Raw genomic sequence first — 26,304 nt, 5'->3', positions numbered from 1 at the left:
ACAGGGACAGTCTAAAAAAACATAATGAATGTTTTACTCTGAGGCATGACAGCAAAGGAGTGGTGCAATTGAAGAAAATGATTAAAATGCAAAACGGCTCGATGCTGGAAGTGGGTCTAACCGGAAATCCCGATCGCAAAGTCATTATGCTGCCCATAGTCAAAAAGTCTGTAATCGGACAGGAAGCCGAAACCTTGAAATTATGGGGAGTTGATCCTGAATTGGGCGCAAAATTTATCGACGGACTTTCGGATGAATTTCAGATCCTGCATTTTGATTATGAAGGTCACTATATGGCACATCCTTATCCGGATCATTTTACGCCCGAATATATAGCTCAGGATTTGTTGCGAATTGCAGATCAAATGAATGTGAATCAATTCAGTTATTATGGATACTCTTGGCTGGCGCTTGTCGGGTTGCAGGTCGCCATTCGAACCAATCGACTCGAAAGTCTCATTATGGGCGGATTCCCGCCATACGAAGGACCGTATGAGGAAATGCGGGTTGTTACCACAAAGACATATGAAGAAGGATTGAAGCAACATGGGAAGTTGGAACATGAACAAGAAGGACAAGGCTCGAAGAACTCGGAGCAACTATGCCCGGAAGAGGTCAACTGGGACAACATTCAAATCAAAATTGATCCGGCTCAAACCAAACAATTTGTCAGCATGTACCAAAGTTTATTGGATTTTGATGACGAACTCATTCAAGATCAGTTGAGTATCCCGAGGTTAGCTTTTGCAGGTGAGAAAGATACAATAGTATATGGTGAAAAGTTTGGAAATGTGACCGTGGATATTGCTGGAAGGTTGCAAAAGAACAAGGAGATCCTTGAAAGCTTCGGATGGAACGTTGAATTGATCAAGGGAGAGAACATGGACCACACACAAGCGATGCAGCCCCATACTGTTCTTCCTCTCATCAAACCATGGTTTATGATGCATTTAAGTTAAGTGGATCATCGACTGAAACGAAATTGAAGTAACTCGCTAATCGTCTAATGCTCTTTGCTTACGTTGCTGATAATCCTGGATGGATTCATATAATAATTGTTCATTGAAGTCCGGCCACATCACATCCGTAAACCATAGCTCGGCATAGGCAGCTTGCCACAATAGAAAATTGCTCAATCGCTTCTCTCCACTTGTTCGAATCAGCAGATCTGGGGCAGGATTTTGTCCGGTATACAAAAACGTTTCGAATTCTGCCTCGGAGATTTCCGAGGTTTCTTTGTTGTCTTCAATGTACGATTTGATGGCTTGTACAACATCATTTTTTCCTCCATAATTCATCGCAAAGTAAACAGCCATCCCGCTGTTCGCTTGGGTTAGTTCCACCACTTTGCGCATTGCTTCTTGTGTTTCTTCTGGGAATTTCGAGATATCACCAATAAAATTCACTTTGATATTATTCTGATTCAGTTCCTGAACCGTTGCATCCTGTACAAATTCGACCACCAGACTAATGATGTAGTCGACCTCTTCCTTGGGTCTTTTCCAGTTTTCCGTAGAGAAGGCGTACAGCGTGAGAGAGGCGATCCCGTTTTTATGGCACATGCTTATCGTTTCCCGCATCGTCTGCATTCCTGCATAATGTCCGGCACTCCTAGGCAACCCTCTTCGCGTAGCCCATCTTCCATTTCCATCCATCATTATGGCAATATGTTTCGGGACCAATCCGTTCCAGTCGATGGAATGTGTAGTATTATGTTTTTCTTTATGTACACGGTACCATTTCAATGAAAACTCCTCCTGCTCCTCAAGTTAGACTAGGTTAGACACATCGTTGCTACAACCGTTCAAAAAGAGACTTGACATACATATATGTGAATATATGGTGAATTCCATGCGGTTTAACCCCATGATGATTCATTCTCCATTATAATAAACCAAAACGGACGAGGAGATAAATTCCAGATGAAAAAACAAATATGGATCATTGCCAGTTTTGTAGCTGTAATTGTGTTGGGAGCCTATTTGATTGCTGAAAATGTGGGGAGAGAGGAAGCGGGTCACGCCGAAGCGCCCAATATCAAAAAATGGGTAGAAGATATCAGCACAGGCAAAGAGACACCGGAATCTGCCTCCATTAATTCCACCCAGTTAATGGTCACAGATGGAGGTAACGTAACGACAGCCTACGACTTGCCTGAAAATGAGTTTTTTCTTTCCATTGCTCCCTATGTGGAGCAGACTCATCCTTGTGCCATCCATAGCCTGACCGGATGCCAGGGCGAAATGAAAAACAAGAAGTTTATAGTGACGATCCATGACTCCGAAGGGAATACGCTCATGAAAGATGCTGAGATGAAGGCCGGTTCCAATGGTTTTATGGATTTTTGGTTAGCTAGAGACAAGTCATACCTCATTCGTGTGGTGCACGATGGTAAGGTTGCAGAGACACAGCTATCTACATATGAAAAAGATGATACATGTATCACAACGATGCAGTTGAGTTAAAAATAAAAGAATGGAGTATGGCGAATTATACGGTGGCCATCCTCTCTTGAATAACAGTTAAGGGGGCCCGTGTTGAACACGGGTTCTTTCATTTTCTTCTGTTCATAGAGTGACGGATGAAATTTTTAAGTGAACATAATAACTCTTTTGAATTGACAAATTTGCATTCCTACGGGATAATCCAATAGTGATAATGATAATTGTTATCATATAAATACATATAAACAGGGGAGAAAAGAGATATGAAAAAAGGGTTGAACGGACTTCTAATCATGCTGGCGTTTGTACTGGTTCTGGCAGGATGCGGTAAAGCCAATAGTACTACAGATACAAATAAGAATACTGATTCAGGTAGTGCTCCGGCTGAAGAGACAGCTGGTCCTGTGACGGTAAAACACAAACGCGGGGAGCTTAAGCTGGACAAGCCGGCAGAGCGTGTTGTTACATTGGAATGGACATATACCGAAGATGTGGTTGCACTGGGCGTTCAACCTGTAGGTAATGCAGATAACGCTAACTATAAACTCTATGTCACATCCGAAGCAGCGTTAGATGACAGTGTGACAGATATTGGAACGCGTAGTGAGCCGAATCTGGAGGCCATTGCTGCGTTGAAGCCAGACCTCATCATTGCTAATGCAGATAATAATAATGCGGTCTACGATCAGCTTAATGCGATTGCACCAACGATTGAATTCGACCCGTATGATGGCGATGGCTATAATTATGACAAAATGACAGAGATATTTAATAACATCGCAACGGCTCTTGGTAAAGAGGACAAAGCGAAGCAAGTACTGGATGAACTTGATCAGCATTATGTAGAAGCCAAAGAAAAACTGGCTGCTGCGGGGAAAGAAAATTTCCACTTTGCTCTGACACAGGCATTCACGTATCAAAATGCGGCCAGTCTGCGTATGTTTACCGATAACTCGGTTGTAATCGGCACACTGGGCAAAATCGGCATGGTTAACGATTGGCAGCCTGACAAGCTGGAAGGGTATGGTTTCTCCACTGTGGGAATTGAATCATTATCCGATGTAAAGGACAGCAACTTCATTTATATTACGCAGCCAGACGATGACGTTTTTGGCACAGCCATGAAAGATAACTCGGTTTGGAAAGGACTCAACTTTGTGAAGGAAAACCGCACATACCAACTGGACAGCACTACATGGACATTTGGTGGACCGATCTCCTCCAAAGTGTTGGTTGATGGGGTTGTTGAGGCGATTACCAAATGAGTTCGGTTCAGGGAACTAGGCCAGCTATGAACTGGCGCACAATAAGCATATATGGGGGCGGTCTAACCGCTCTCATCGTGCTTTTTTTTGTAAGCCTTTGTTATGGAGAGGCAGCCATTTCATTACACACCGTATGGGACGCACTTACGGGCAGACAGAATACATTAGAGCATAATATGATCTGGGATTTGCGTATGCCACGTACGGTTATCGGCATTATTGCGGGAGGGGCGCTCGCTGTTGCGGGAGCATTGCTGCAGACCATTACCCGTAATCCGCTTGCTGCGTCAGACACGCTGGGTATTAATGCAGGAGCATACTTTATCGTGGTGCTGGGAGCCATTCTCTTTCCGGGTGTGCTCAGTCAGTCGCCTTTTTTATTCGCAGCTCTTGGCGGTTTGCTTGCGGCATTTGCAGCTTATTTCATGGGCGGAGGCCGCACATCAAGCCCGGTTCGACTTGCGTTGTCCGGTATGATTATATCGATGGTGCTTGGTTCATTTACAAGCGCATTACATATTTTTTTCTCCATGGAAACGCAAGGACTGTTTCTTTGGGGTTCCGGAACACTTGTCCAGAATGACTGGAGCGGTGTAACTTATGCTTGGCCTTGGGTGGTTGGCATCACCATTCTCGCGCTAATCTTGTCCAGACAGTGGGATATGCTGGAGCTGGATGAATCAACGGCGTCCTCATTGGGACAAAAGGTTGGACTGGCTCGTGCCGGTGGGTTAATTATCGCAGTATTACTGGCTGCGGTGATCGTCAGTGTAATCGGGCCGATTGGCTTCGTGGGACTGGTAGCGCCTCATCTGGTGCGATTAAGTGGCGTACGTTCCAACCGATTACTGTTACCCGGCGTTTTTATATGGGGAGCGGCTCTTCTGGTTGGTGCAGATGTACTCGCCAAAATGGTGCATAACTCCAGCATGGAGCTGCCGACAGGCGCTGTAATGGCAATCATTGGTGCGCCGTGGCTGATCTGGCTTGTACTCACACGTATGAAAGCAGCGAACGGGTCTGGCATGTCCACTTCAATGAGCACAGGCGCGCCTTTACGTCGTTTTGCATTCGGCCCGATGGCTGTATTATTTTCGATCATAACTGTGGTGCTGATCTTGCTCAGTACAATGTTTGGCGGCATGCGAATTCCGCTGGCGGATCTGTTGCCGAGTCTATTCCAATCGGATGGACTGTTCTCCGCGTTGATTCAGCTTCGAATTCCGCGTACGCTTGTTGCCGCAGGTGCGGGGGCTGCACTGGCGATCAGCGGTGTGCTCATCCAGATGGCGGTACGCAATCCGCTGGCAGATGCTTCAATCGTTGGTGTGTCCTCTGGCGCAGGACTTGGAGCCATGATGGTCATCATTCTATGGCCGGGTCTTCCGGGATATTTGCTGCCCATAGCGGCAATTATCGGTGCAGCCATCGCCGCAGTGATTGTTTTCTCTCTCTCATGGAAGAAAGGGCTGAACCCGTCTGCGGTTGTCCTGCTGGGGATTGCGATGTCTGCCATTGCTGGAGCAGGTATTCAGATTCTGATTGTACGTGGTGCAGTATACGGCAGCAGCGGATATATTTGGTTGACCGGAAGTACCTATGCCCGTACCTGGGATCAGGTAAAGACTATCGGTATCTTTTTAGTTATACTGGTTCCGGTGGCTTGGTGGCTGGCTCGCAGATTCGAACTGTTGGTATTCGACGACAATAGTGCATCAGGACTTGGACTGGGGGTACGTCGTACCCGATTACTGGCCATGACCACGGGAGTGTTACTGGCAGCAGGAGCAGTCGCTTGTGTAGGGACTGTCGGTTTTATCGGTCTGATTGCACCACATATGGTTCGCCTACTGACGGGGAATAAGTTAAGACGTTCGATGTTTTTATCTGCATTGGCCGGCGCCGTCATGCTGGTGCTGGCCGATACGATCGGCAGAACGGTCATGGCACCTACAGAGATCCCATCAGGAATACTCATTGCGATCATTGGAACGCCGTATTTCCTCTATCTGATGTATCGTTCCAACTGGCGCAGGTCGATGAAATAAAAGCGTAGTTCTTAGACACAGAACATGATTTGGAATGAGAAAAGCCCGCTTATATGGCGGGCTTTTCTTCACTTATTTTATTTGTCGATCTAGGCGATTTTTGACACTAGGACTCGATCTGGAACTGATTTAATTCATCCTGAAGTTTTTTGGACAACTGGCTCAGTTGTTGAGATAATTCAGCAACCTGTTCGATGCTATCCAATTGTTCTTGTGTGCTGGCACTGACTTCTTCGGTGGAGGCTGAATTTTCCTCGGTGGTGGATGAAATAATCTCAAGTGCCTGTACAATTTCATCTTTATGCTTGTGAACATTGGAGGTGTTGTTGCTGATCTGAATCATGCGTAATCTTAACTCTTCCAAATCCCTGTTAATACTGAAAAATACCTGTTTGGTATCTTCGACGGACTTGGCATTTCCTTCAGCAATTTCCAGGCCGTGTGCAGTATGCTCAACAGATACCGTCGTTTTATCCTCAATCTCGCGAACCTTCTTGCTGATTTCCTGTGTTGCCAGCGCAGTCTGCTCTGCCAGTTTGCGGACCTCTCCTGCAACAACGGCGAAGCCTCGTCCTTGTTCCCCTGCACGTGCAGCTTCAATGGAAGCATTAAGTGCGAGCAGATTGGTTTGCGTAGCAATTTGGTGAACGGTATCCACAATGCCGGAGATTTCATTACGACTCAGATCAATATCATGAATAATCGATGACATCGCCTGTGTGGAATGTTGGTTTTCCTCAGCCCATTTGGATAACTGATCCAATACGTCAAGTCCTCGTGCGCTTTGTTCTGCTGAAGCCTGTACCTTGGTCTCCATCGCTTTGGAGTCACTTGAGATTTCGTCGATTTGGCCCGAAAGTGATCCGGTTTTTTGTAAAATGTTATCTGACTCGATGGATTGATAATTGGTTGCATTCGCAATTTCATTGATCGCTGTCGCGGTATCATTCATCGTTATAGCTGTTCTGGAAGAGATGGATTGCAGATCCTTGGAGGACTGATTCAAGACCTGGGCGGTGCCTCCCACCATCTGGAGCATGCCCTGAATTTTTTGCACCATGTTGGACATTCCCTGTGATATCTGTCCAATCTCATTGTTGGATGTGGTATCAAACTGAACGGTCAGATCGCCATGCTCAACCCGTTTGATTTTCTCCAGCAGTTTTGGTATAGATTTGAGCAGATAACGCAGCGTGATATAACTAATTACAACGAGCATGATCGCAGCTACAACAAAGCCACCAATGGTAATCCAGGTAAAGGCTCTCAATTCCTCGAGCACTTCATGCTCAGAAATGGTTAAACCTACAGCCCATCCCGTATCTTTGCTGGTGGCATACCCGATATAACGATTTTCCCCATTATCGTTAATCAGCTGTACACCGGATTCACCAGCAATCATTTTCTGTCCGATTTCCCCGAGATCACCCGGGCTATCCGTAATTTTTTCCTTCAGCACTTTATCCTGATCCGGATGATACAGAATATCTCCGGTTTTGGATGCGAGGATGGAGTACCCTGTACTTCCGAGCGTGTAGCTTTGCATAATGGCAGGAATGTCCTTAAACGCAATATCAGCCACAACAAACCCGATTAATTCCCCGCTGTCATCCTTAATTGGATAGAAGATACCCATCAGCACATTTCCCGAAGCAATATCTGCATACGGATCGGAGTAATACAAGCCGTCTGCTGCGACTGCCGGTTTGTAATATGGACGATCCTGAATATCAAACGCGGAATCAGATGATACACCGTCATTCTGGAACCAGAACCCTTTGCCGGATACACCTGCCACCCACGCGTCTGCAAAGGAAGGCTCGGCCGCAACAATGGCTGCCAGTGTGGCTTGCGTTTCTGCGGCATATTCTGACGTTTTTACTGTCTCGGGCTCCGTTGTTTCAATATATTGTTTGAATAGATTATTCGTAGACATCTGTTTGACAAGTGAACCTTTTTCCTTAAACAGTGCATCGAATTCACTGACGATGGCTTGTGTCTTGGTCTGAAGCATAGATTCCTGCTGCTTGATAAGGATACTGCGAGTACTGGAAAACATAAACGTTCCCAGAATAGAAAAGACGACAACGATAATGACTAACAACACCATGGACAAAGTGTTAGCGATGCTTGATGATCTGGATCTCTTCTTTTTAGCAAGCTGTGACATGTGCCATCTCCCCCGAAATTCGTAATGAATGAGCTGATTAGCTCTTATGTAATATGTCGGAATTTGGGCTGCATTTCGATAGATGGAGAGGAGAGTTAAGGCACGAAAAAAGAGAGCCTAATGGCTCCCTCTATAACCGTTGAATAAATTTGGTGATTATACGATGGTTCGTTTGTGTAAATCGCTAATTGAGGATACCCGAGTCTTCCACAAACTTCAAAGCCTGGTGGAGCATCTCAAGATCCTGAACTAACGCCAATCGAACATACCCTTCGCCTGAAGGTCCAAAGGCACTTCCGGGGGTTACGATAACCCCTGCTTGGGTGACCAGATCCATGGCAAACTGTTCCGACGTATCATAATGAGCAGGAATTCGCGTCCAGATGAACATCGTAGCTTCGGGTTTCGCGATCTTCCATCCCAAGCGACTCAGGCCCTCGCACAGAATGTTTCTGCGCTCCTCGTAGATGGCCCTCACCCGATCGACCTCCGTCTGATCTCCGGTAATTGCCGCAATGGCAGCCTTTTGGAGTGGCAGGAACATGCCATAGTCCATATTGGACTTTAATTTTTTTAGCATGGATACCATATCCGGGTTACCCACGCAAAAGCCGATCCGCGCCCCAGCCAACCCATAGGTTTTTGACAAGGAATTGAATTCTACGCCCACATCCATCGCCCCGGGAAACGAAAGAAAGCTTCCACACGCTTGTCCATCAAACACAAGCTCACTATAGGCATTGTCATGGAGAACGATAATATCATATTTCTTGGCAAATGCAATCAAATCGACGTAGAACTGCTCCGGTGCCATCGCTGTCGTGGGATTGTTGGGATAAGACACCAGCATGAATTTGGCCCGGTGTGCGATATCCTCCGGGATGTCCTGAAGTTGAATGACATATCCATGCTCTTCCTTTTGCGACATGTAGTACAATTCAGCTCCCGCCAGTAAGGGTCCATCCGCGAAAATTGGATAACAGGGATCGGGAACAAGCACGACATCCCCTTCATCCACAATGGACAGGGATATATGTGCCAATCCCTCCTGGGAACCAAGCAATGAGCAGATTTCGGTCATGGGGTTCAGCTGCACCTGGTACCTTGTTTGGTACCACTCGCTGACAGCCTGCAACAGCTCGCTCTGATCATTGATGGCGTAAATATAGTTCCGGGTGTCCATTGCTGCTTCAACTAGAGCGTCAATAATATGTTGTGCCGGAGGAATATTAGGTGTGCCTACACTAAGATCAATGACAGGTTCGCCATTCTCCAGTCGTTGTCGCTTCATCTCAAGCAAACGGGTGAAAATTCCCTCTTTAAAATAATTCATGCGTTTGGCAGATTTCATAGTGATACAGCCTCCGTAACTGATTCTCCAGTAGTCTCTTTCTATCATAAATGGAGGAAGGACAAATGAGAAGAGAACGAGAGGATCTTCATCGACACCACATCCAAAAATTTGAGGATAATGCAGAAAAATTAGTTGTATATTGAATAAAGTATGATATGATGTCTGTAAATAAAGGAAAAACTGCTATATATAGAAAAAAATTACATAAAACACTCCTTACTTCGGATTAAAAACGTTCTTAGTCTATCGTATTGAAAGCGTTTCCATAGGACAACCGGAGTAATTATATGACTTGGTCTGATTTCTGTCTTTTGTTTTATTCAAGGGTTGGTGTCTGAGTCATGGTGAACCTTGCAAAACAGGTTGCGAGTGGCTCGGCTTAAACCATATATGCTAACGCTTTTCCAGGAGGCAATCTGCACAGAAAAGAGGTGAGTGATTCAGATTCATGTCTTTAACACAAATTCAATTCAAATTGGAGGAAAAGTGAATGATTCGAAAACGATTGGTATTCTTGTTAGCATTTGTTCTGTTATTTAGTGGTTTGCCTATGGGATTCACCCATGCTGCCAATCAGCCTCTCGCAAAGCTTCCTGGAAACGCGAACCCACTCATGGATCATAAATTGGGAGCTGACCCCAGTGTGCTGGTACACAACGGCCGAGTTTACATTTACATGTCAAGTGATGCCTATGCCTACAACAGTAATGGTACGGTTAAAGAGAATGACTTTAGCATGCTGAACAAAGTTCAAGTCATATCCTCTGCCGACATGGTGAATTGGACAGACCATGGGGCCATTCCGGTGGCAGGCAACAATAATGCCAATAACGGTAAAGGTATTGCCAAATGGGCGTGGGGCTCCTGGGCTCCAGCCGCTACCAAAAAAAATATAGCAGGAAAGGATAAATTCTTCCTTTATTTTGCAAATAGTGCATCAGGCATTGGTGTGCTTACAGCGGATTCACCCATTGGACCTTGGAGCGACCCACTTGGCAAGGCGCTGGTAACACACGGTACGCCAGGCATGTCCGGCGTGACATGGCTTTTTGACCCGGCTGTGCTGGTTGATGATAACGGGACAGGATACCTGTATGTCGGTGGAGGCATTCCGAATAATTCCGATCCGGCGTCCATCGCGAATCCCAAAACGGCCCGTGTTCTCAAACTGGGAGACAACATGACGAGTGTTGTTGGAAGTGCGGTCATGATTGATGCACCCTATTTGTTCGAGGACTCGGGGATTCATAAGTACAATGGTAAATATTATTACTCGTACTGCATTAACTTTTCCGGTACACACCCGCCTGCTTATCCGGCAGGAGAGATTGGTTACATGGTAAGTGACAATCCGATGGGTCCGTTTACGTACAAAGGTCATTTTTTGAAAAATCCGTATGCCTTCTTCGGTGTTGGTGGGAACAATCACCATGCTGTATTTAATTTCAACAACCAGTGGTACACCGTGTACCATGCCCAAACGGTGAGTAAAGCTCAGCATGGTGATGGCAAAGGATACCGTTCGCCGAATATCAACAGGCTGGTGCATAATGCCGATGGTACGATTCAGGAGGTGCAGGGCAATATGGCGGGCGTCTCGCAGATCGCCAATCTGAACCCGTATAACAGGGTGGAGGCTGAGACAATTGGATGGCAAGCGGGAATCACAACCGAGGCGACTCAGGCTAGCGGTGGACCGTTCAGCAACCAGAATGTTACGAATATTCATAATGGCGACTGGATCGCTTTGGGTAACGTGGACTTTGGTTCTGCAGTCGCTAGTACCTTCAAAGCCAATGTCGCTTCAACCGTAGGCGGCAAAATCGAAATTCGTCTCGACAGCGCGACAGGTCCGCTTGTGGGCACGCTTAATGTAACTTCAACGGGTGGTGCACAAACCTGGAAGGAAGTTCAAACCACCGTGAATAATGCCACAGGTGTACACCGATTGTATCTGGTATTCACGGGCACAGGTGGCGCTAACCTGTTCAATCTGGATTACTGGCAGTTTGGCAACAACACATCCAGCAATCCGGTGACCAAGGTTGAAGCTGAGAGTATGACGCTTAGTGGTTCATATGCGGGAACGATCAGTTCCCCTTTTAACGGGGTAGCCTTATATGCCAATCAGGATGCTGTGGCGTATAATCAGTATTTTGGCAACCCAACCCATCAATTCTCGGTGCGTGGAGCCTCCAATAACAGCAGTACAGCGAGAGTGGATCTGGTGATTGGCGGCGTAACACATGGTTCCTTTTATTTCACCGGAACTCAGCCTACGGTTCAAACCTTGTCCAACATCACCCATGCAACTGGACCGCAGGAGGTCAAACTGGTTGTAACCACAGATAATGGGACATGGGATGCGTATGTGGATTATATGGAGTATTCCTTGTGATCAATGGTTAGATCCGAAAGATCAGCGCGGCATTTGTTGCAATGATTCCATGAAATGATCAGGAGGCAATGCAAATGTTGAGAAGGATAGGCATGTTTTTACTGGTTCTCCCGCTGCTTGTGATGGCGATTCCAGTTGCTCCTGCTTCAGCGGCTACGACGTTCAGCAATCCGGTGATCCATGCCGATGTACCAGACAGTGACGTAATTCGGGTAGGCAACGCGTATTATATGACGAGCACCACGATGCATATGAGTCCAGGTGTGCCCATCATGAAATCATACGATCTTGTGAATTGGGAAATCGTGAATTATGTGTATGATACGTACGCAAATACCGACTCTCATAACCTGAACAACGGAAAGAATGAATATGGAAGAGGCTCTTGGGCAAGCAGCCTGAGATATAACAATGGTATCTATTACGTTGCCTTTGGCTCGCTCTCTACGGGCAAAACCTATATCTATAAAACTAGTAATATAGAGACAGGCCCTTGGACAATATCCACATTGGGCAGTTATTATCACGATGCTTCACTGCTTTTTGACAACGGACGGACCTTTCTGGTGCATGGTACTGATAAGATCAGCATCGTTGAGCTTAATGCGGAGGCGACAGTTGTCAAAGCGGGCGGCCTGAATCAGGTCCTTATTGCCAACGCCAGCAATGTGGCCGGTTCGAATTTCATTGTGAAGGCTGAAGGGGCCCACATTCAGAAGATCAATGGAAAGTATTATGTTTTCCTGATTGCCTGGCCTACAGGAGAAGGGCGTGTCCAGATTGCCTATCGCGCGGACAGTTTGACAGGTAATTATACAGGCCGCGTTGTTTTAAGGGATTCTGGCATTGCTCAGGGAGGCATTGTAGACACGGCTTCAGGTTCCTGGTACGGAATGTTGTTCAGAGACAGCGGGGCAGTCGGACGTATTCCTTATCTCGTTCCGGTAACATGGTCGGATAACTGGCCTGTTTTTGGAGTGAATGGCAAGGTTCCGCTGACGATGAATGTTCCTGTGGATGGCTATCCGGCCAAAAAGATCTACGGTTCTGATGAATTTAATACCGGCTCGGGCACAGGCTCGGGTTCAGTACAACCGTTATTAGTTAACGGCGGTTTCGAAGATGCCAGCCTGAGTCCATGGACCAGCAACAATACAGCATCGATCGCAGCAACCTCTTCAGAGTATGCTGGGGGTTCCAAAAGCCTGCTTGTCAGTGGCCGACAACAGACGGCTGCGGGTGTGAAACAAGTGATTACCGGCAAAGTAACGGCGGGTGGCGTATATACTTTCTCGGCCATAGTGAAATATACTACGGGACCTGCAACCAAAACGTTTAATTTCAGTATTCAGAATGGGCCGAGCTACACAGGCATTTCCATCATGGGCAGCGCGACGCTGACCAAGGGACAATGGGGCATGATTCAGGGAACGTACACCGTTCCGGCCAATGCGGACCTGTCGCAGACCTTTGTATTCCTTGAGACGCCTTACAGCGCGAACCCGGATGCAAGCAATGATCTCATGAATTTTTATGTAGATGATGTTTCCTTCTCAACGACTGCTTCTGCTGGAGGGACAAGCGCAAGTCTTGCGAAATTCTGGCAGTGGAATCACAATCCAGACCCGGTAAATTGGTCGCTGACCCAACGTCCCGGTTTCATGAGACTCACAACAGGCAAAACAAGTTCCAGCATTCTGGCGGCCCGCAATACGCTGACCCAAAGAACGTTTGGACCGAAAAGCACAGGTACGGTAGCGATGGAAACGGCTGGCATGAAGGACGGCGACTATGCCGGTCTTGCCGCTTTTCAAGCCAGGTACGGCTTCGTCGGCGTGAAGATGTCAGGGAATGCCAAATCCATCGTCATGGCCAATGCCGGCTCTGGAACGATGACCGAGGTGGCAAGCGTGCCGCTGAATCAAAACAAAGTATATTTCCGTGTGATCTGCGATTTTACGAATCAGACGGACAAAGCCTACTTCGCTTATAGTCTGAATGGCACCAACTGGACATCGATCGGCAACACGCTACAGATGTCTTATACGCTGCCACACTTTATGGGCTACCGCTTTGCATTGTTCAACTATGCGACCAAGTCCACCGGAGGGTTTGTTGATTTCGATTATTTTCATGTAGAGTAGATGAAACGCTAAGCTCCTTCTTCTTGAAATGAACTGAACCCTCGCATGAAGCCGTGCGGGGGTTCAGTTCATTTTCCGAGGAGCGGGCTCTCCTCATTTTCTTTTGTGTGAATTTATATGGTTTTTCGTACAAATACCCTTAAAATAGATGAGTAAGAAACTTCTGGCGCGAGCTCGCTCACCATATGCGTCAAATTCAGCCTCAACGATTGTCGACAATCAACTCTATGTTTACTGGAGGAAAAGGAATGAAACGTGCTTATCTTTTATTAGTAGTTTTATTTACCCTTAGCGCTTGCGAACAGACTAATACTAGTACAAACGAAGATGACACTGCTGTTGTTGCGGGAGATATTCATGCGAAGGATGCTAAAAACACACAAATTCCGACGGGTACAAAAGGAGACTTATCAAACGATGCGTCCGATTTTTTAGCTGAAGATAAAGGTGATCTATCTACTGTGGATTTTAAAAGGGCTTATCAAATGTGTGCCCAAGCTCTGTCCGAGTATTACAAGGCGATTTGGAACGGCACGGATATTGATTTGGATACCTACATCGACAATGAAAACCTTAAACAATATACGCAAAAAAAAATTACATCTCAATATGATTTATTCCTCAAGAACAATCTCACTCATAATCGGGTGACAGGCGTTGATATCGGTGCTGGAAAAGTAGAGTATATTGAAGGGGATAATAGTTTTTTTTATTTTAAATTAGATGCACGTGTTAAAAAGGATGTAGGTAACTTTGCTGAACCTACTGAATTTCTTGTACAAAGTTTGAATGGAAAGTTAGTTATTGTTGATTGGTATACTAGTGGGAAAGATAGCTATGATTCCACTGTGCGTGGAGAAAATCAGGCTATTGATAATCCTGAGATCTGGAAGAATAGGGAATGGGCGAAAAAATCAACTGATTGACAACAATTCGTTCTTTTTGATTTACAATTATAGGGAATCTAGAGGTGGATTAATATCAGAAAAATGGAGGGTGACCAATAATGAACGAGCCCTGGGCCGCTTCGATGAGTGGAGTTCCTTGGAGCGAGGATAAAATGGACAATGCTATCAATCAACTGCGGAATCGGGCGACGATTAGCTTTGTTGTCGGGCTGGACGAGTTGCATGATCTGAGGAAACTGGATGAACATGTGTTTGCCAAACGACCGGATTTAATTTTGTTTATATCCAACACAGACGCGAAGGGGCGTTATAGCGGAGAATTACTGGAGACAATCGCTGGTTTAAAGCATGTCGTCGCTTTGCAGCTGGATCTCAAGCAGCCACAGGATTTGAATGTACTTAGTGTGTTGCAAAAGATGGAGTTTCTGAACATTCGCTCACCCAAAAAGCAAAATCTGGACTTCATCCGAAATTATAAATACTTAAATTACCTTGCACTTAGCGGGAAATTTTCCGATCTTTCTCCCATCGAGGACTGCATTCGACTGAGTACCCTTGTCCTGAACTGTGTTATAGATCAGCTTGATTTTGTTGTGGATCTGCCGTTGATCGAGTATTTGGCTATCGATAATTGTATATTGAATGATCCAATTGAAGTACTAGCTGAATCGAATATCCGTATGCTAAGGTTGTCGTCCGTAAAGAATCTGACCGAGATCGAAGCATTAGGGACATTACATAATCTGGTCTTTCTGCATCTGTCATTGCCCAAAATCGAGCGGCTGTGTGACTTCTCACAGATGAAGAATCTGCGGCAGCTTGAACTGGATTTCTTGAAATCATTGCAAGAGATGGAGAGCCTGTGGACTGCGAACGGATTGGAAGTGCTGGGACTGAAAGAGATACATAAGGGGATAAAGGCAGAAGCTTTTGAGCGGTTGACCGAAATGCAAAATTTGCGACAGGTGGATTTTCGTTTTATTGATCACAGCAAAGGCCGTATTGCTGCCATGCGCAAACGAATGGTTGAAGCAGGGAAAGAACATCTTCTCTATGAGAATATTCCTGAAGAACAGCGAATCCCTTCAATGGCCCTTGTGCATCTGTCTAAAATTCTAATGTAGACAAGACTATACACAAATGCCCGCTTCCGAGCGGGCGTTTGTGTATTTATCAATCTTCGGTTCTTGCCCTATCACGCCTGTCTAACCATGGCTGGAGGAGATGAACGGGTCACCACCCGCATGACGCTTGCGGTATTCTCCTGGGGTCAGCCCATATCGACGCTTGAACATGCGGATGAATGAGTTCACATTCTGATAGCCCACCTGTGTGGCGATATCCTGAATCCGCAGATCCACATTCACAAGCAGCTCCTTGGCCCGCTCAATCCGCAGATTATTCAGATATTCGCTAAAGTTGATGTTGGTTTTTTCCTTGAAAATACTGGAGAGGTACCCCGGTGTTAAATTCAACTTGTCTGCGACGAGATTCAGATTAATATCTTCTCCATAGTGATGATCGAGGTAGTCCAGGACAAATCCGATGACCGGATCTCGCGTTTCCGACTGACTGCGTACTGCCGCAAGTACCGGTTGGACCAGTTCCTGAAGCCATTCCCTGTATTGCTGCACAGAATGAAAACCGGTGAATGCCTCTCCTGGAGGGGAAGAGTGAAGTGCGGCATCGATATGCGTCAGATTCAGCTTCATCACCGTTTTTCCGATTTGTTCTGCCGCACCGAGAGCAAAGGTGCGGAAGTCCTCTGCGGCTGCATCCTTGTGCTGCAACTGCACAAGCTGGCGGTCCAGCCAAGCGAATACGGCCCCCTCATTACCTGATTGCAGCAGATTGTGTAGCTCCTCCCCGTAGGTGACCTTCACATGGAAGGCATTCGATGAAGAAGCACGCGGCTCCACAATAACCTGCGTTTCCCCATTCAGCCTGCGCTCTTTCAACAGCATGGACAGATTGCTGTACGCATCGGTAAATGGGATTTCCCCGGAATATACCGGACTTACCGCAATGGTGAGGTAGAGGGATTCTTCGGCAGCCAGCAACTCCTTCAGTGTATCCAGCGCCTGTAGAATACCACTCTGCGGACCGGGATCGAACAACAGCAGGAGCAGCTGGTCCTGTTCAGGCTGGAGGGCAACGCTGTTGTTTTTGCTGCTGGTGAACAGGCTCTGAATCAGCTTCCACAATAACAGCGTATATTGCCCAAATTCATCAGGCAGAGATGTGAAGCCGATCTTGAATAGAATGGAGACGTAGGGCTGCTCGGGTTGCCGAACCTCCTCAAGATCCGCCAGATAGGAGCTGAGCGGGATGTTTTTCACTTTATGGGTATAGGCATACTGGCGTATCAGAGAGTTCTTCTGCGCAAGATCACTTTGAATGTAGCGGTTATTCTCCAGAATGGAGCTGAGGTGTTCACCGATTATGGCGAATTCCTTTACACTGCTTAATTGTTCTGGCCCGCTGTCCGACTTTCGGTCAAGAGCGGCAATGAGGCGCTGAAGCGGCTGGTTTAATCGTAGGCTGAAAAACAGGGAGGAGAGCACGCTGACCAGAATAGCAGCGCCGAGCAGGGCCGCCAGCAGCAGCTGCATACCGCGCATTTCCGCGGCAATTACTGCGGCCTGGGTGACCCGGACATAGGTAAACCCGGTTTGCTTACCTTTTTCATAAAAGTAATACTGATCCCCGATGCGTTCATGTCTGCTTCCATCTGCTGGAAGCTGTAGGTTCTGCACATCTTCCTCTTTTGTGGTGAAAAGCAGGTGTCCCTCGTTATTCAGAATGTAGAACGGATTATTGCCGGCATCGCCATATGTTTCCTGCATACGTTGCGGGTTCAGCATAACAATGCCATACACATCCTCGTAAGGAATGGCTTTCATCATGACTGGCATCAGCTGACCGAGAGAGCGGGAAGAATGAAGGGTATTTTCCGTAAAAGCTGCGGCAGGCATCACCTTGAGGAACTGGTTATTCATCGTTTGGTTTCTCCAGTAATCCGGTGGATATTCTTTACTATAATAATATTTCCCGAACATATCACTGGCACTGCTAAGCCCTTCTTTTTCCAATACATAATCTTCTTGCTTGAAATAAAGAATGAAGTTGTCTATATGCAAAAAAGGATTTGCATACAGTGTGGACAGGTCTGACTTGACCTCTGCGGGAATATCGTACCGGCGGTTCTCCTTAATGTGGCTCATAATGCCCAGGTTGGCTGTCCAGGTATCCGATTGAGTGAGGGCCAGAATCATATTCTGGGTCAGCCGGAAGTGATTCTCATATCCTTCAACGGTCTGTGCAAGGCCCAGTTCATTTTGTCTGACCATCTCCTGATAGAATTTGTTGCTTAAGTACAGATGGGAGAACAGGTTAAATGAAGCCAAAATCAGGATGACACTGAGGAAGCTCAGCATTAGCTTGACAAACAGGCCATTTAGCGCAAATTTGCTTGTAAGCAGTTCCTTCATTATGACATTCCCCCTTGAATACCGCCTCAGGTCATTTGGTCTACTCCTATCATAGCGGCATAAAGCTGACACAAACAATATACACTTTTACTGATTTATACGCGAATATCTGGAAAATAGGCGTAAAGACGAAATGTTATATAACATGTAGATAGCGCTTTCTAATGAATTATCGCTATAATTCGGAGACGAACCCCAGATTTTCGGGGGAAGTAAGCTAACATTCAAGTCGATTTACAATCATTTAAGCAATGTACAATCATCTTAGCAAGAGGGGGCATGCGGATGGCTGGTGCTGGCTTCATGCAAAGCAAACTGCAAAAGGAAGTGAACCAACCGCTTCATCGGAAAGCGCGGATGATCCGAATCTGGAACAAAAACAAGGCGCTATGGCTGCTCTTCCTGCCATGCCTTCTGTATTATTTGATTTTCCGCTATGCACCGATGTTTGGTCTGGTCATCACCTTTAAGGATTACAATCTGTTTAAAGGCATATGGGCCAGCGATTGGGTAGGATTCAAATATTACCGGATGTTTCTGGAGAATCCCGATTTTTGGCCCCTGATGAAGAATACGTTTCTGCTCGGATTATATAAGCTGGTGTTTGGCTTCCCGGCCCCGATCCTGCTCGCGATTCTGTTGAATGAGGTACGCAAGGCAGCATTCAAGCGTTTTGTGCAGACGGTCAGTTATCTGCCACATTTCATCTCCAATGTAATTGTGGCGAGTATGGTCATTATGTTCCTGTCTCCTACCGGAGGACTAATTAACAATTTATTGGCAGGGATCGGCATCGGACCCATCAATTTTATGAATGAGCCCGCGCTGTTCCGTGGCATTTATGTTCTATCCGAAATTTGGCAGCATATCGGCTGGGAGACCATTATTTATCTGGCCGCGCTGACGGCGATCGACCCGCAGCTGTATGAGGCCGCAGATATGGACGGAGCAAGCCGATTACGAAAAATCTGGCATGTCACCCTGCCCGGCATATCTCCTGCCATCGTCATAACGCTAATTCTGAATATTGGCAAAGTGCTGGAGATCGGGTTTGAGAAGGTCTTCCTGATGCAGAATCCGGCAATCTACGATACGGCGGATATTATCAGCACGTACGTCTACAGGGTGGGCATGGTACAAGGGAACTTTAGTTATGGGGCTTCCATTGATTTATTCATGGGGGTTATCAGTCTGATCTTCATCTATACAGCCAACTGGCTCAGCCGCCGATTCAGTGAGACCAGTCTATGGTAGAAAGAGGTGTGGCATGAAATCACTTCGATTTTCCTGGTTTAACGTGATGGCCTCACTGATCCTGCTGCTCGTTGTGGTGGTCACCCTTTATCCGTTCCTTCATATGCTGGCCGTCTCCCTCAGCAGCAATGTGAACGTCATGCAAAACAATATTTCCTTCTGGCCCAAGGGCTTCAATCTGAGCATGTACAAACTGGTGCTGGGAGATCCGCAAATCTGGACGGCTTACCGAAATACAATCCTTTACACCGTGCTTGGCACATTGATCTCGCTGGTGGTCACCTCAACGGGAGCCTACGCATTGTCCAGAAAGGATATGGCGCTACGCAATAGCTTCACCGTATTGATTGTCATTACGATGTTCTTCAGCGGCGGGATGATTCCAACCTTCCTGGTGGTCCGTTCACTGAATCTGGTGGACACCGTTTGGGGTATGGTTCTCCCTGGGGCAGTCAGCACCTGGAACCTGATTCTGATGCGCACATTTTTCTCAGGCATTCCCAAAGAGCTGGAGGAATCGGGTCGAATGGACGGCCTGAACGATATTGGCATCTTCATTCGGATTATTGTGCCGCTGTCCAAGGCTTCCTTTGCTACAATTGCCCTTTTTTATGCCGTGGGCATGTGGAACAACTTCATCTTCCCGCTCCTCTATCTAAGGTCTCCCGATTTGTTTCCACTCCAGGTACTGCTGCGGAATCTGGTGCTGGCCGGCAGTGCAAGCTCAGGCGACGTAACGTCGATTGGGGGAGATAACCGGGTGGTAGAGGAATCGCTCAAGTATGCAACCATTATGGTCTCAACGCTTCCAATACTGGTCATCTATCCATTTGTACAGAAGTATTTCGTCAAGGGAGCCATGGTTGGTGCGGTCAAAGGCTAAAGTTGGGCAAGAAATACACCGTAAATTCAGATTAAGGGAGAGACGCTTATGGGCAAATGGAAATCGGTAATACTTCCCCTGCTGATTGTAGTAGCAATGGTAGCGGGATGCAGTGGAGGAGGCAACGGTGCTGACTCGCAGAAGGATCCCAAGGGGAACCGTAGCGGTATTACCGATAACTCCACAGGTGAGGGAAAAACCTTTACGGCGCTGCTAGACAACAATGCAACGTTCCCCTATTCCAAGAGCTGGCCCATTTGGAGCTGGTTGAAGCAAAAGACTGGCGTTACGCTGGAGGTGCAGACCCCTTCCGGCAAGCTGGATGAGAGCCTGAACCTGGCGATTGCCTCCAAGACGCTGCCTGATCTGATGTATATGCCCAATCGCAAAGATTCGAACAAGTTTGGACAGCAGGGGGCATTGGTGGATCTGATGGAGCATATGGACAATATGCCGAATCTGAAGGCATGGATGAAGCAATATCCCGAGGAAGCGAAGGCTGCCCTGTCCGCCGACGGAAAAATGTATATGTTTCCCAATCAGGGCTTTGGCGAGACAAATCGCATGATCTGGATGTACCGTAAGGATGTTTTTGACAAGGAAGGCATTCAGGCTCCAACAACCTATAAAGAACTGCACACGGCGCTGAAGACGCTGAAAGAGAAATACCCGGACAGTTACCCGCTCTCGATCCGCTACGGCCAGATCCCGGATGAGATGAATGCCAATATGACGGTGAACTACGGAACCAGTGAGGGTGCCTACTATGATTTTGACCAGAAGCAATGGCGCTATGGACCGACCGAAGACAACTACAAGACCATGGTGGGGATGTGGAAAAGCTTTTACGATGAAGGGTTGGTTCCACCCGACTTCTTATCATTGCAAACCAAGCAGTGGCAGGATATGGTCTCTACCGGCAAATCATTCGTGACCATTGATTATATTAGCCGGATTGATTTTTTTAACAATGCCATGCAGCAGGAGAATCCCGAGTTCAACATGCAGTTTATGGCCCCTCCGGCCGGGATTACTGGCGGCAAACAGCTGAATCCGTATTTTCATTATATGGAAGGCGGATTGACGGTGGCCTCTACCTCCAAGCACACGGATGATGTGATGAAGTACATGGACTTTTTTTATTCCAAGGAAGGGCGTACGCTTAGTAGCTGGGGTGTGGAAGGCGAGACCTTTGTAAAGGAAGGGGAAACGAACAAGTTCAAGCCGGAGTATAACGATGTTATTGAAATGCGCAAGCAGACAGGGCTTCAGACCAGCGGGACCTATACCTGGATAGATTTTAACGCCCATTTGTCGCTGTTCTCGGATGACCTGAAGCATGCCTATGAAGAAGCGGTCAAGTATGATCCTTCTGCAATGCAGCCAAGACCTGCTTTTACAGAAGGGGAAAATGAAATCATATCCATTACCGGGCAGGCGATCAAGAAGCACCGTGACAAGAGCTTTGCCAAATTTATCACCGGTTCCCGGAGTCTGGCGGATTGGGAGAAATATGTCGAGGAGATCAACAATCTCGGGGTAGATCAGCTGCTGAGCACCTATAAGGAAGCGTATGACCGTGTTCAGAATGTTCAGTTGAGCGCGAAATGAGCGAATGTACGTAAGGTACGGCACGGGAATCCTAGACCATTACAGAATGGCAAAAGGAGGCTTCGCTTATGAAAAGGCAGCATCTGCGTGTGTACTCCGGATACAGATTGGGATTGTTTCTGTTGATATGGTTGGTGACGGTAGGAATAGCTTTCCCTGGCAAGGCAGAAGCAGCGGGTTCAATCTCGCTGGTCGCACCTGCGGGTGGATATGTGGCGGATGGAGGGGTGGTGGAGATCGGGGGAAGCTATAACGATCTGTATGATATCCGGCTGTTTGTGGATGGAACGGCCCAGTTCGAAGTGGTATTGAATGATCCGGATGGGGATGACAGCGGTACCTGGTCTTATATGCTGGATACCTCAGGCTATAATGGGACAGTGGAGCTGGTCGTTCGTGGACTGGATACGTCCACCCGTTACGGAGTGTGGGGCGCGCCTGCTATTCTTATCGTTAATAACCCGGCAGGTGCTGTACCTGTAGTAACCATTACCGATCCGTCTGAGGGTGTGTCTCTTAGCGGTCAGGTGGAGGTGTCTGTCGAAACCAGCTCACCACTTCCGATCATGCGGGTGGAGGTTCGGGTGAATCGGGGGTCTTGGGAGGAGGCTGTTCAGCAAGGTTCTGCTTATATATACACCTGGGACACGGGGGGACTTGGCGACCGTACGGTCAGTTTGGAGGCCCGAGCAGCCAGTGCGCCGGAGCGATATGGTTATAGTCCAACGGTGTACGCTCAGGTTGGAAACGGGACACATGAACCTGCCGTCCCCCTTCCCGTTCAGGAGCGGGCGATGTGGATCTGGGAACCGGAGAGCTATAACCTGCTGCTGAACCCTGGATCGCGTCAGGTGCTGGAGTCATTCATTACGGATACGCAGACATTCGGTCAAACGCCGGTCCAGACGCTCTATCTCGCAGTGGGCGGTTATGCCGGGTACAATGCGCTGGAAGCGGAGGAAGTGCAGTTGCGTTCTTTCGTGAGCTGGGCGCATAGCAAAAACTTGCAGGTGCATGCGTTAATTGCAGGTGGCACTACGCCGGCCTATATGGGCGCTTACGAGAAATATCACCATCATGCTGTACAGGAAATGGAGCAGGTGATTAATTATAATCTTGCTGCTGGGGATACGGAGAAGTTTGACGGCATCAATGTGGATATTGAGCCGTATATCTCTCCCGACTTCAAAGATCCAAGCCACTTCCTGCAAAAAGAATACCTGGATGGTCTGCAAAAGATGATTGATCGCCGGGATATCGCGGGCATCCGGCTTCCGTTCGGGCCTGCTGTGCCCAAGTGGTATGACACGTCAGACCAAGCGGTGAATATTGTGTGGAACGGCTCCAGCAAGTGGCTGTCCGAGCATGTTCAGGATATCTCCGACTATATCTCTATTATGGACTACCGGGATACGGCGGATGGCTCCGCCGGAATTATTGCCGGGGCTGCGGGAGAACTGGCTTACGCGGATCAGATCGGCAAACCGAATTCCGTGGTGATTGGTGTGGAAACGCTGGATATTGCCAATAGCGGCGACCCGGAGAGCATTACTTTCTGGGAGGAGGGGCGCACCCATATGGAAGCTGAGCTGGATAAGGTGTATGCAGCTTACGGACAGAGCAGCGCCTTCGGCGGCATTGCCGTCCATCACTATGATTCGTACCGGGCAATTCCTTCTTATTGGGGATCAGGCGGTGTATTTTGGACAGCACCGGATGATCAGGAAGCCCCTTCAGCCCTTTCCGGGGTCCCGTCCGTTGAAGCGACGGATTATCAGACTGTACAGCTGAATTATGGAATGGCTTCGGATAACATGGAAGTGGAACGCTATGTGATATATCGGAGTACCGTGCAGGGTTTCACGCCTGCTGCTGCGGATATCGTTGGACTCGCCCGTGCACTAAAGTATCAGGACAAGGGACTGCTGCCGGATACGACGTACTACTACCGTGTTGCGGCCCGTGATTTGCGCGGCAATATCGGGCCACTCACGGATGAAGTGTCGGCGACCACCAGTAGTACCACATTGAAGCCTATGATTGTAACGGACATGAATCTGGCCTATGGCGGATCAGGGGTATCCGTCACCGTGAAGGTCAGAGATTACGATACAGACATGATACTGGCAGGAGCGAAAGTCGAGGGACGATTCACGTATACGGCGGGACGTTATACCAGCGGGATTACCGGAGCGGACGGAAGTGTAACGTTTGGCTCGGAAGCGGTGGAACCGGGCAGGCAGGTTGGTTTTGAGCCGCGCAGAATCCGTTATAACGGTTATTATTATGCGGCAGGGCATGATCTTCCGCAACCAACACTGCTGATGCTGGATGTCGGTAATTGAACGAGCGGGCGAGAAACAGCCTGTAGGAGGAGGAAGTCTATGAATGTGGGTGATTTGGTGGAGCCGTTGGAGACGCACATCGTTGAGCGCATGTCTGTAAAGGTCTATGGGGATCGAGATCAGATGGGGGCAGCGGCTACCGCTGCGGTTGGGGCCAGATTAAGACAGCTGCTTCAGGATTCAGAGCGCCAGGTTCGTATGGTGTTTGCTGCGGCGCCTTCGCAAAACGAATTGTATGAAGGTCTGGTACGGGAGCAAAGCATTGACTGGTCGCGGGTCTGTGCTTTTCATATGGATGAATATATGGGTCTGGCGGATACGGCTCCACAGCGCTTTGGTCGATACTTAACGGAACGTTTGTTCAGTCGGGTGCAGCCTGGGCGAGTGGAGCTATTGGATGGGCTACATGATGTGGAACAGGAGTGCCAGAGATATGGAGATCTGTTGCGTGCGGCTCCCATTGATATGGTCTGTCTCGGAATCGGAGAAAATGGGCACATTGCCTTCAATGATCCACCTGTTGCCGATTTTGAAGATTCGAGGCTCGTCAAAGCGGTTAAGCTGGACGAAACCTGCCGCCGTCAGCAGGTGAACGATGGATGTTTTGCCCGACTGGATGACGTGCCTGCGGAGGCGTTGACTTTGACTGTGCCAACGCTGATGGCTGGAAGGGAGCTATTCGTGATTGTGCCAGGGGCATCCAAGCGGAATGCGCTCGCGGCAGCTTTACATGATCCGATCAGTACGGCATGTCCCGCCACGATCCTGCGTACACATCCCGGAATCACCATGTTCACGGACCGGGAAGCCTACGGCCTGTGAGCACGCCAATGATTGGCAGGCACTACCGGACCGGGATGCCCATTGAGGTTGCAATCAGAGAGGGGCGCATCATTGGGGTTACTGAGCTTGTAGTGCCTTCTCCTATGGATGGCTTGCCCTGGATTGCACCCGGTCTGGTGGATTTGCAGGTGAACGGCGGCTGGGGGCTGGATCTGAATACAGCTCCGCTGTGTCCAAATACGGTGCTGAAGCTGACCCGGATGCTTCAAAGCCGGGGCGTTACAAGCTATTGTCCGACGTTGATTACAAACAGTCCGACCCGGCTGACGAAGGCAGTTTCTGCTATTGCGGAAGCTGTTCGGCTGAACCCGGATATGGCCGGGGGAATTGTGGGCATTCATCTGGAAGGACCATTTCTATCGCCGGAGGACGGCCCGCGCGGCGCGCACCCGCAGAAGCATATTGTTCCTCCGGATTGGGAGGCCCTCAACCGTTGGCAGGAAGCTGCTGAAGGGCTGATTCGTATCATTACCCTTTCCCCGGAGTGGCCTGGCGCAGCTTCATTTATCGCCCGATGCTGTGAATCCGGCATTCTTGTCTCCATTGGACATACGGCAGCAACGCCAGAGCAGATCAGGGAAGCGGTCACGGCAGGAGCCGTCATGTCCACACACCTTGGCAACGGTACACACCTTACGCTTCCACGCCATCCCAACTACCTGTGGGAACAGCTGGCGGCCGATGAGTTATATGGGTGCATGATTGCGGACGGTTATCATCTTCCAAATGCTGTGCTGGCCGTGATTCTTCGGATGAAGAGGAATCGTGCCATTCTGGTCAGCGATGCCGTCTCATTAAGCGGTATGCCACCAGGTTCCTATCACCTGCATATCGGCGGAGATGTGGTATTGACGGCGGAAGGTCGGCTGCATCTTGCTGGCCAGCCGCAGCTGTTGGCTGGCTCGGCCATGATGCTGCCAGATCAGGTGGGGTATCTCGTGCAAGCGGGGCTTGCAGGGCTTGCCGATGCCTGGGATTGTGCTTCGTTGCATCCAGCCGGGCTGTTTGGGCTTGAACAGGCAGCGGGTCTTGAGGTCGGAGCGCCTGCGGATGTGGTTAGCTTCCATATGGAGGGTGGAAAATTGAATGTGTTGCAGTGCTGGAATAATGGCCAGATAAGGCTGCAGAGCTACGAATAGGAGGAGA

The 26,304-nt window shown here is 48.2% G+C and carries 18 protein-coding genes; 14 read left to right on the top strand and 4 right to left on the bottom strand.

Annotation, left to right across the window (positions count from 1 at the left end; all coding sequences use genetic code 11):
- The first annotated feature begins 77 nt into the window (after window positions 1-77).
- Complete coding sequence (locus ACR32F_RS23955) at window positions 78-959, top strand: alpha/beta fold hydrolase (RefSeq protein ID WP_440119998.1); 882 nt, start codon at window positions 78-80, stop codon at window positions 957-959.
- Window positions 960-995: 36 nt separating this feature from the next.
- Here the strand turns inward: ACR32F_RS23955 and ACR32F_RS23950 are convergent, their stop codons facing one another.
- Complete coding sequence (locus ACR32F_RS23950; RefSeq protein ID WP_440111448.1) at window positions 996-1,745, bottom strand: isoprenyl transferase; 750 nt, start codon at window positions 1,743-1,745, stop codon at window positions 996-998.
- Window positions 1,746-1,922: 177 nt separating this feature from the next.
- Here ACR32F_RS23950 and ACR32F_RS23945 point away from each other — a divergent pair, with 177 nt between their 5' ends.
- The 3 genes from ACR32F_RS23945 to ACR32F_RS23935 all read left to right on the top strand — a co-directional run bounded on the left by ACR32F_RS23945 (window position 1,923) and on the right by ACR32F_RS23935 (window position 5,757).
- A complete protein-coding gene (locus tag ACR32F_RS23945) occupies window positions 1,923-2,465 on the top strand; it encodes a CueP family metal-binding protein (RefSeq protein WP_440111446.1) in 543 nt (180 codons plus the stop codon).
- Window positions 2,466-2,707: 242 nt separating this feature from the next.
- Entirely contained in the window at window positions 2,708-3,709 is a 1,002-nt protein-coding gene (locus tag ACR32F_RS23940) for an ABC transporter substrate-binding protein (protein ID WP_440111444.1), read from the top strand.
- On the top strand, window positions 3,706-5,757 hold the full coding sequence (locus ACR32F_RS23935) for an iron ABC transporter permease (protein ID WP_440111441.1): 2,052 nt from the start codon (window positions 3,706-3,708) through the stop codon (window positions 5,755-5,757). Before ACR32F_RS23940 ends, ACR32F_RS23935 begins: the two co-directional genes overlap by 4 nt.
- 106 nt (window positions 5,758-5,863) lie before the next feature.
- Here the strand turns inward: ACR32F_RS23935 and ACR32F_RS23930 are convergent, their stop codons facing one another.
- On the bottom strand, window positions 5,864-7,927 hold the full coding sequence (locus tag ACR32F_RS23930; protein ID WP_440111439.1) for a methyl-accepting chemotaxis protein: 2,064 nt from the start codon (window positions 7,925-7,927) through the stop codon (window positions 5,864-5,866).
- A gap of 184 nt (window positions 7,928-8,111) precedes the next feature.
- Window positions 8,112-9,278, bottom strand: a complete 1,167-nt coding sequence (locus tag ACR32F_RS23925) for an aminotransferase class I/II-fold pyridoxal phosphate-dependent enzyme (RefSeq protein ID WP_440111437.1) — start codon at window positions 9,276-9,278, stop codon at window positions 8,112-8,114.
- A 493-nt stretch (window positions 9,279-9,771) separates the two neighbouring features.
- On the opposite strand from ACR32F_RS23925, the gene ACR32F_RS23920 reads away from it, so the two are divergent.
- The 4 genes from ACR32F_RS23920 (at window position 9,772) to ACR32F_RS23905 (ending at window position 15,855) form a co-directional block, all read left to right on the top strand.
- Window positions 9,772-11,679: a carbohydrate-binding protein gene (locus ACR32F_RS23920; protein WP_440111436.1), complete on the top strand. Its 1,908-nt coding sequence runs from the start codon at window positions 9,772-9,774 to the stop codon at window positions 11,677-11,679.
- A gap of 74 nt (window positions 11,680-11,753) precedes the next feature.
- Window positions 11,754-13,823 carry a family 43 glycosylhydrolase gene (locus tag ACR32F_RS23915; protein ID WP_440111434.1) on the top strand — a complete coding sequence of 690 codons (2,070 nt, stop codon included), beginning with the start codon at window positions 11,754-11,756 and terminating at the stop codon, window positions 13,821-13,823.
- A gap of 248 nt (window positions 13,824-14,071) precedes the next feature.
- Entirely contained in the window at window positions 14,072-14,749 is a 678-nt protein-coding gene (locus ACR32F_RS23910) for a hypothetical protein (protein WP_440111432.1), read from the top strand.
- An 80-nt stretch (window positions 14,750-14,829) separates the two neighbouring features.
- Window positions 14,830-15,855 (top strand): hypothetical protein, encoded by a 1,026-nt coding sequence (locus ACR32F_RS23905; RefSeq protein WP_440111430.1) that lies wholly within the window; start codon window positions 14,830-14,832, stop codon window positions 15,853-15,855.
- An 81-nt stretch (window positions 15,856-15,936) separates the two neighbouring features.
- On the opposite strand, the gene ACR32F_RS23900 is transcribed toward ACR32F_RS23905, so the two are convergent.
- Complete coding sequence (locus ACR32F_RS23900; RefSeq protein WP_440111428.1) at window positions 15,937-18,222, bottom strand: helix-turn-helix transcriptional regulator; 2,286 nt, start codon at window positions 18,220-18,222, stop codon at window positions 15,937-15,939.
- Between the two features lie 357 nt (window positions 18,223-18,579).
- On the opposite strand from ACR32F_RS23900, the gene ACR32F_RS23895 reads away from it, so the two are divergent.
- The 6 genes from ACR32F_RS23895 (at window position 18,580) to ACR32F_RS23870 (ending at window position 26,297) form a co-directional block, all read left to right on the top strand.
- A complete protein-coding gene (locus ACR32F_RS23895; protein ID WP_440119997.1) occupies window positions 18,580-19,476 on the top strand; it encodes an ABC transporter permease in 897 nt (298 codons plus the stop codon).
- Window positions 19,477-19,489: 13 nt separating this feature from the next.
- A complete protein-coding gene (locus ACR32F_RS23890) occupies window positions 19,490-20,359 on the top strand; it encodes a carbohydrate ABC transporter permease (RefSeq protein ID WP_440111426.1) in 870 nt (289 codons plus the stop codon).
- A gap of 48 nt (window positions 20,360-20,407) precedes the next feature.
- Window positions 20,408-21,970: an extracellular solute-binding protein gene (locus ACR32F_RS23885; RefSeq protein WP_440111424.1), complete on the top strand. Its 1,563-nt coding sequence runs from the start codon at window positions 20,408-20,410 to the stop codon at window positions 21,968-21,970.
- Between the two features lie 68 nt (window positions 21,971-22,038).
- A complete protein-coding gene (locus tag ACR32F_RS23880; protein ID WP_440111422.1) occupies window positions 22,039-24,315 on the top strand; it encodes an Ig-like domain-containing protein in 2,277 nt (758 codons plus the stop codon).
- 39 nt (window positions 24,316-24,354) lie between these two features.
- The gene (locus ACR32F_RS23875) at window positions 24,355-25,137 is read left to right on the top strand and encodes a glucosamine-6-phosphate deaminase (protein WP_440111420.1); all 783 of its coding nucleotides are present in this window, start codon (window positions 24,355-24,357) and stop codon (window positions 25,135-25,137) included.
- Window positions 25,134-26,297, top strand: a complete 1,164-nt coding sequence (locus ACR32F_RS23870; RefSeq protein ID WP_440111418.1) for an N-acetylglucosamine-6-phosphate deacetylase — start codon at window positions 25,134-25,136, stop codon at window positions 26,295-26,297. The genes ACR32F_RS23875 and ACR32F_RS23870 overlap by 4 nt, the downstream gene beginning before the upstream one ends.
- Window positions 26,298-26,304 lie beyond the last annotated feature (7 nt).

It is taken from the genome of Paenibacillus hebaui (assembly GCF_051934385.1).
Taxonomy (GTDB): domain Bacteria; phylum Bacillota; class Bacilli; order Paenibacillales; family Paenibacillaceae; genus Paenibacillus.
Note: the sequence above shows the minus strand (reverse complement) of the source record. Positions and strands in the feature narration are given on the sequence as shown.

What these genes read in the sequence shown, in the direction of transcription:
- ACR32F_RS23955 (WP_440119998.1), top strand. Translation starts at nt 78, where the DNA reads ATGATTAAAATGCAAAACGGCTCGATGCTGGAAGTGGGTCTAACCGGA.
- ACR32F_RS23945 (WP_440111446.1), top strand. Translation starts at nt 1,923, where the DNA reads ATGAAAAAACAAATATGGATCATTGCCAGTTTTGTAGCTGTAATTGTG.
- ACR32F_RS23940 (WP_440111444.1), top strand. Translation starts at nt 2,708, where the DNA reads ATGAAAAAAGGGTTGAACGGACTTCTAATCATGCTGGCGTTTGTACTG.
- ACR32F_RS23935 (WP_440111441.1), top strand. Translation starts at nt 3,706, where the DNA reads ATGAGTTCGGTTCAGGGAACTAGGCCAGCTATGAACTGGCGCACAATA.
- ACR32F_RS23930 (WP_440111439.1), bottom strand. Translation starts at nt 7,927, where the DNA reads ATGTCACAGCTTGCTAAAAAGAAGAGATCCAGATCATCAAGCATCGCT.
- ACR32F_RS23925 (WP_440111437.1), bottom strand. Translation starts at nt 9,278, where the DNA reads ATGAAATCTGCCAAACGCATGAATTATTTTAAAGAGGGAATTTTCACC.
- ACR32F_RS23920 (WP_440111436.1), top strand. Translation starts at nt 9,772, where the DNA reads ATGATTCGAAAACGATTGGTATTCTTGTTAGCATTTGTTCTGTTATTT.
- ACR32F_RS23915 (WP_440111434.1), top strand. Translation starts at nt 11,754, where the DNA reads ATGTTGAGAAGGATAGGCATGTTTTTACTGGTTCTCCCGCTGCTTGTG.
- ACR32F_RS23910 (WP_440111432.1), top strand. Translation starts at nt 14,072, where the DNA reads ATGAAACGTGCTTATCTTTTATTAGTAGTTTTATTTACCCTTAGCGCT.
- ACR32F_RS23905 (WP_440111430.1), top strand. Translation starts at nt 14,830, where the DNA reads ATGAACGAGCCCTGGGCCGCTTCGATGAGTGGAGTTCCTTGGAGCGAG.
- ACR32F_RS23900 (WP_440111428.1), bottom strand. Translation starts at nt 18,222, where the DNA reads ATGAAGGAACTGCTTACAAGCAAATTTGCGCTAAATGGCCTGTTTGTC.
- ACR32F_RS23895 (WP_440119997.1), top strand. Translation starts at nt 18,580, where the DNA reads ATGATCCGAATCTGGAACAAAAACAAGGCGCTATGGCTGCTCTTCCTG.
- ACR32F_RS23890 (WP_440111426.1), top strand. Translation starts at nt 19,490, where the DNA reads ATGAAATCACTTCGATTTTCCTGGTTTAACGTGATGGCCTCACTGATC.
- ACR32F_RS23885 (WP_440111424.1), top strand. Translation starts at nt 20,408, where the DNA reads ATGGGCAAATGGAAATCGGTAATACTTCCCCTGCTGATTGTAGTAGCA.
- ACR32F_RS23880 (WP_440111422.1), top strand. Translation starts at nt 22,039, where the DNA reads ATGAAAAGGCAGCATCTGCGTGTGTACTCCGGATACAGATTGGGATTG.
- ACR32F_RS23875 (WP_440111420.1), top strand. Translation starts at nt 24,355, where the DNA reads ATGAATGTGGGTGATTTGGTGGAGCCGTTGGAGACGCACATCGTTGAG.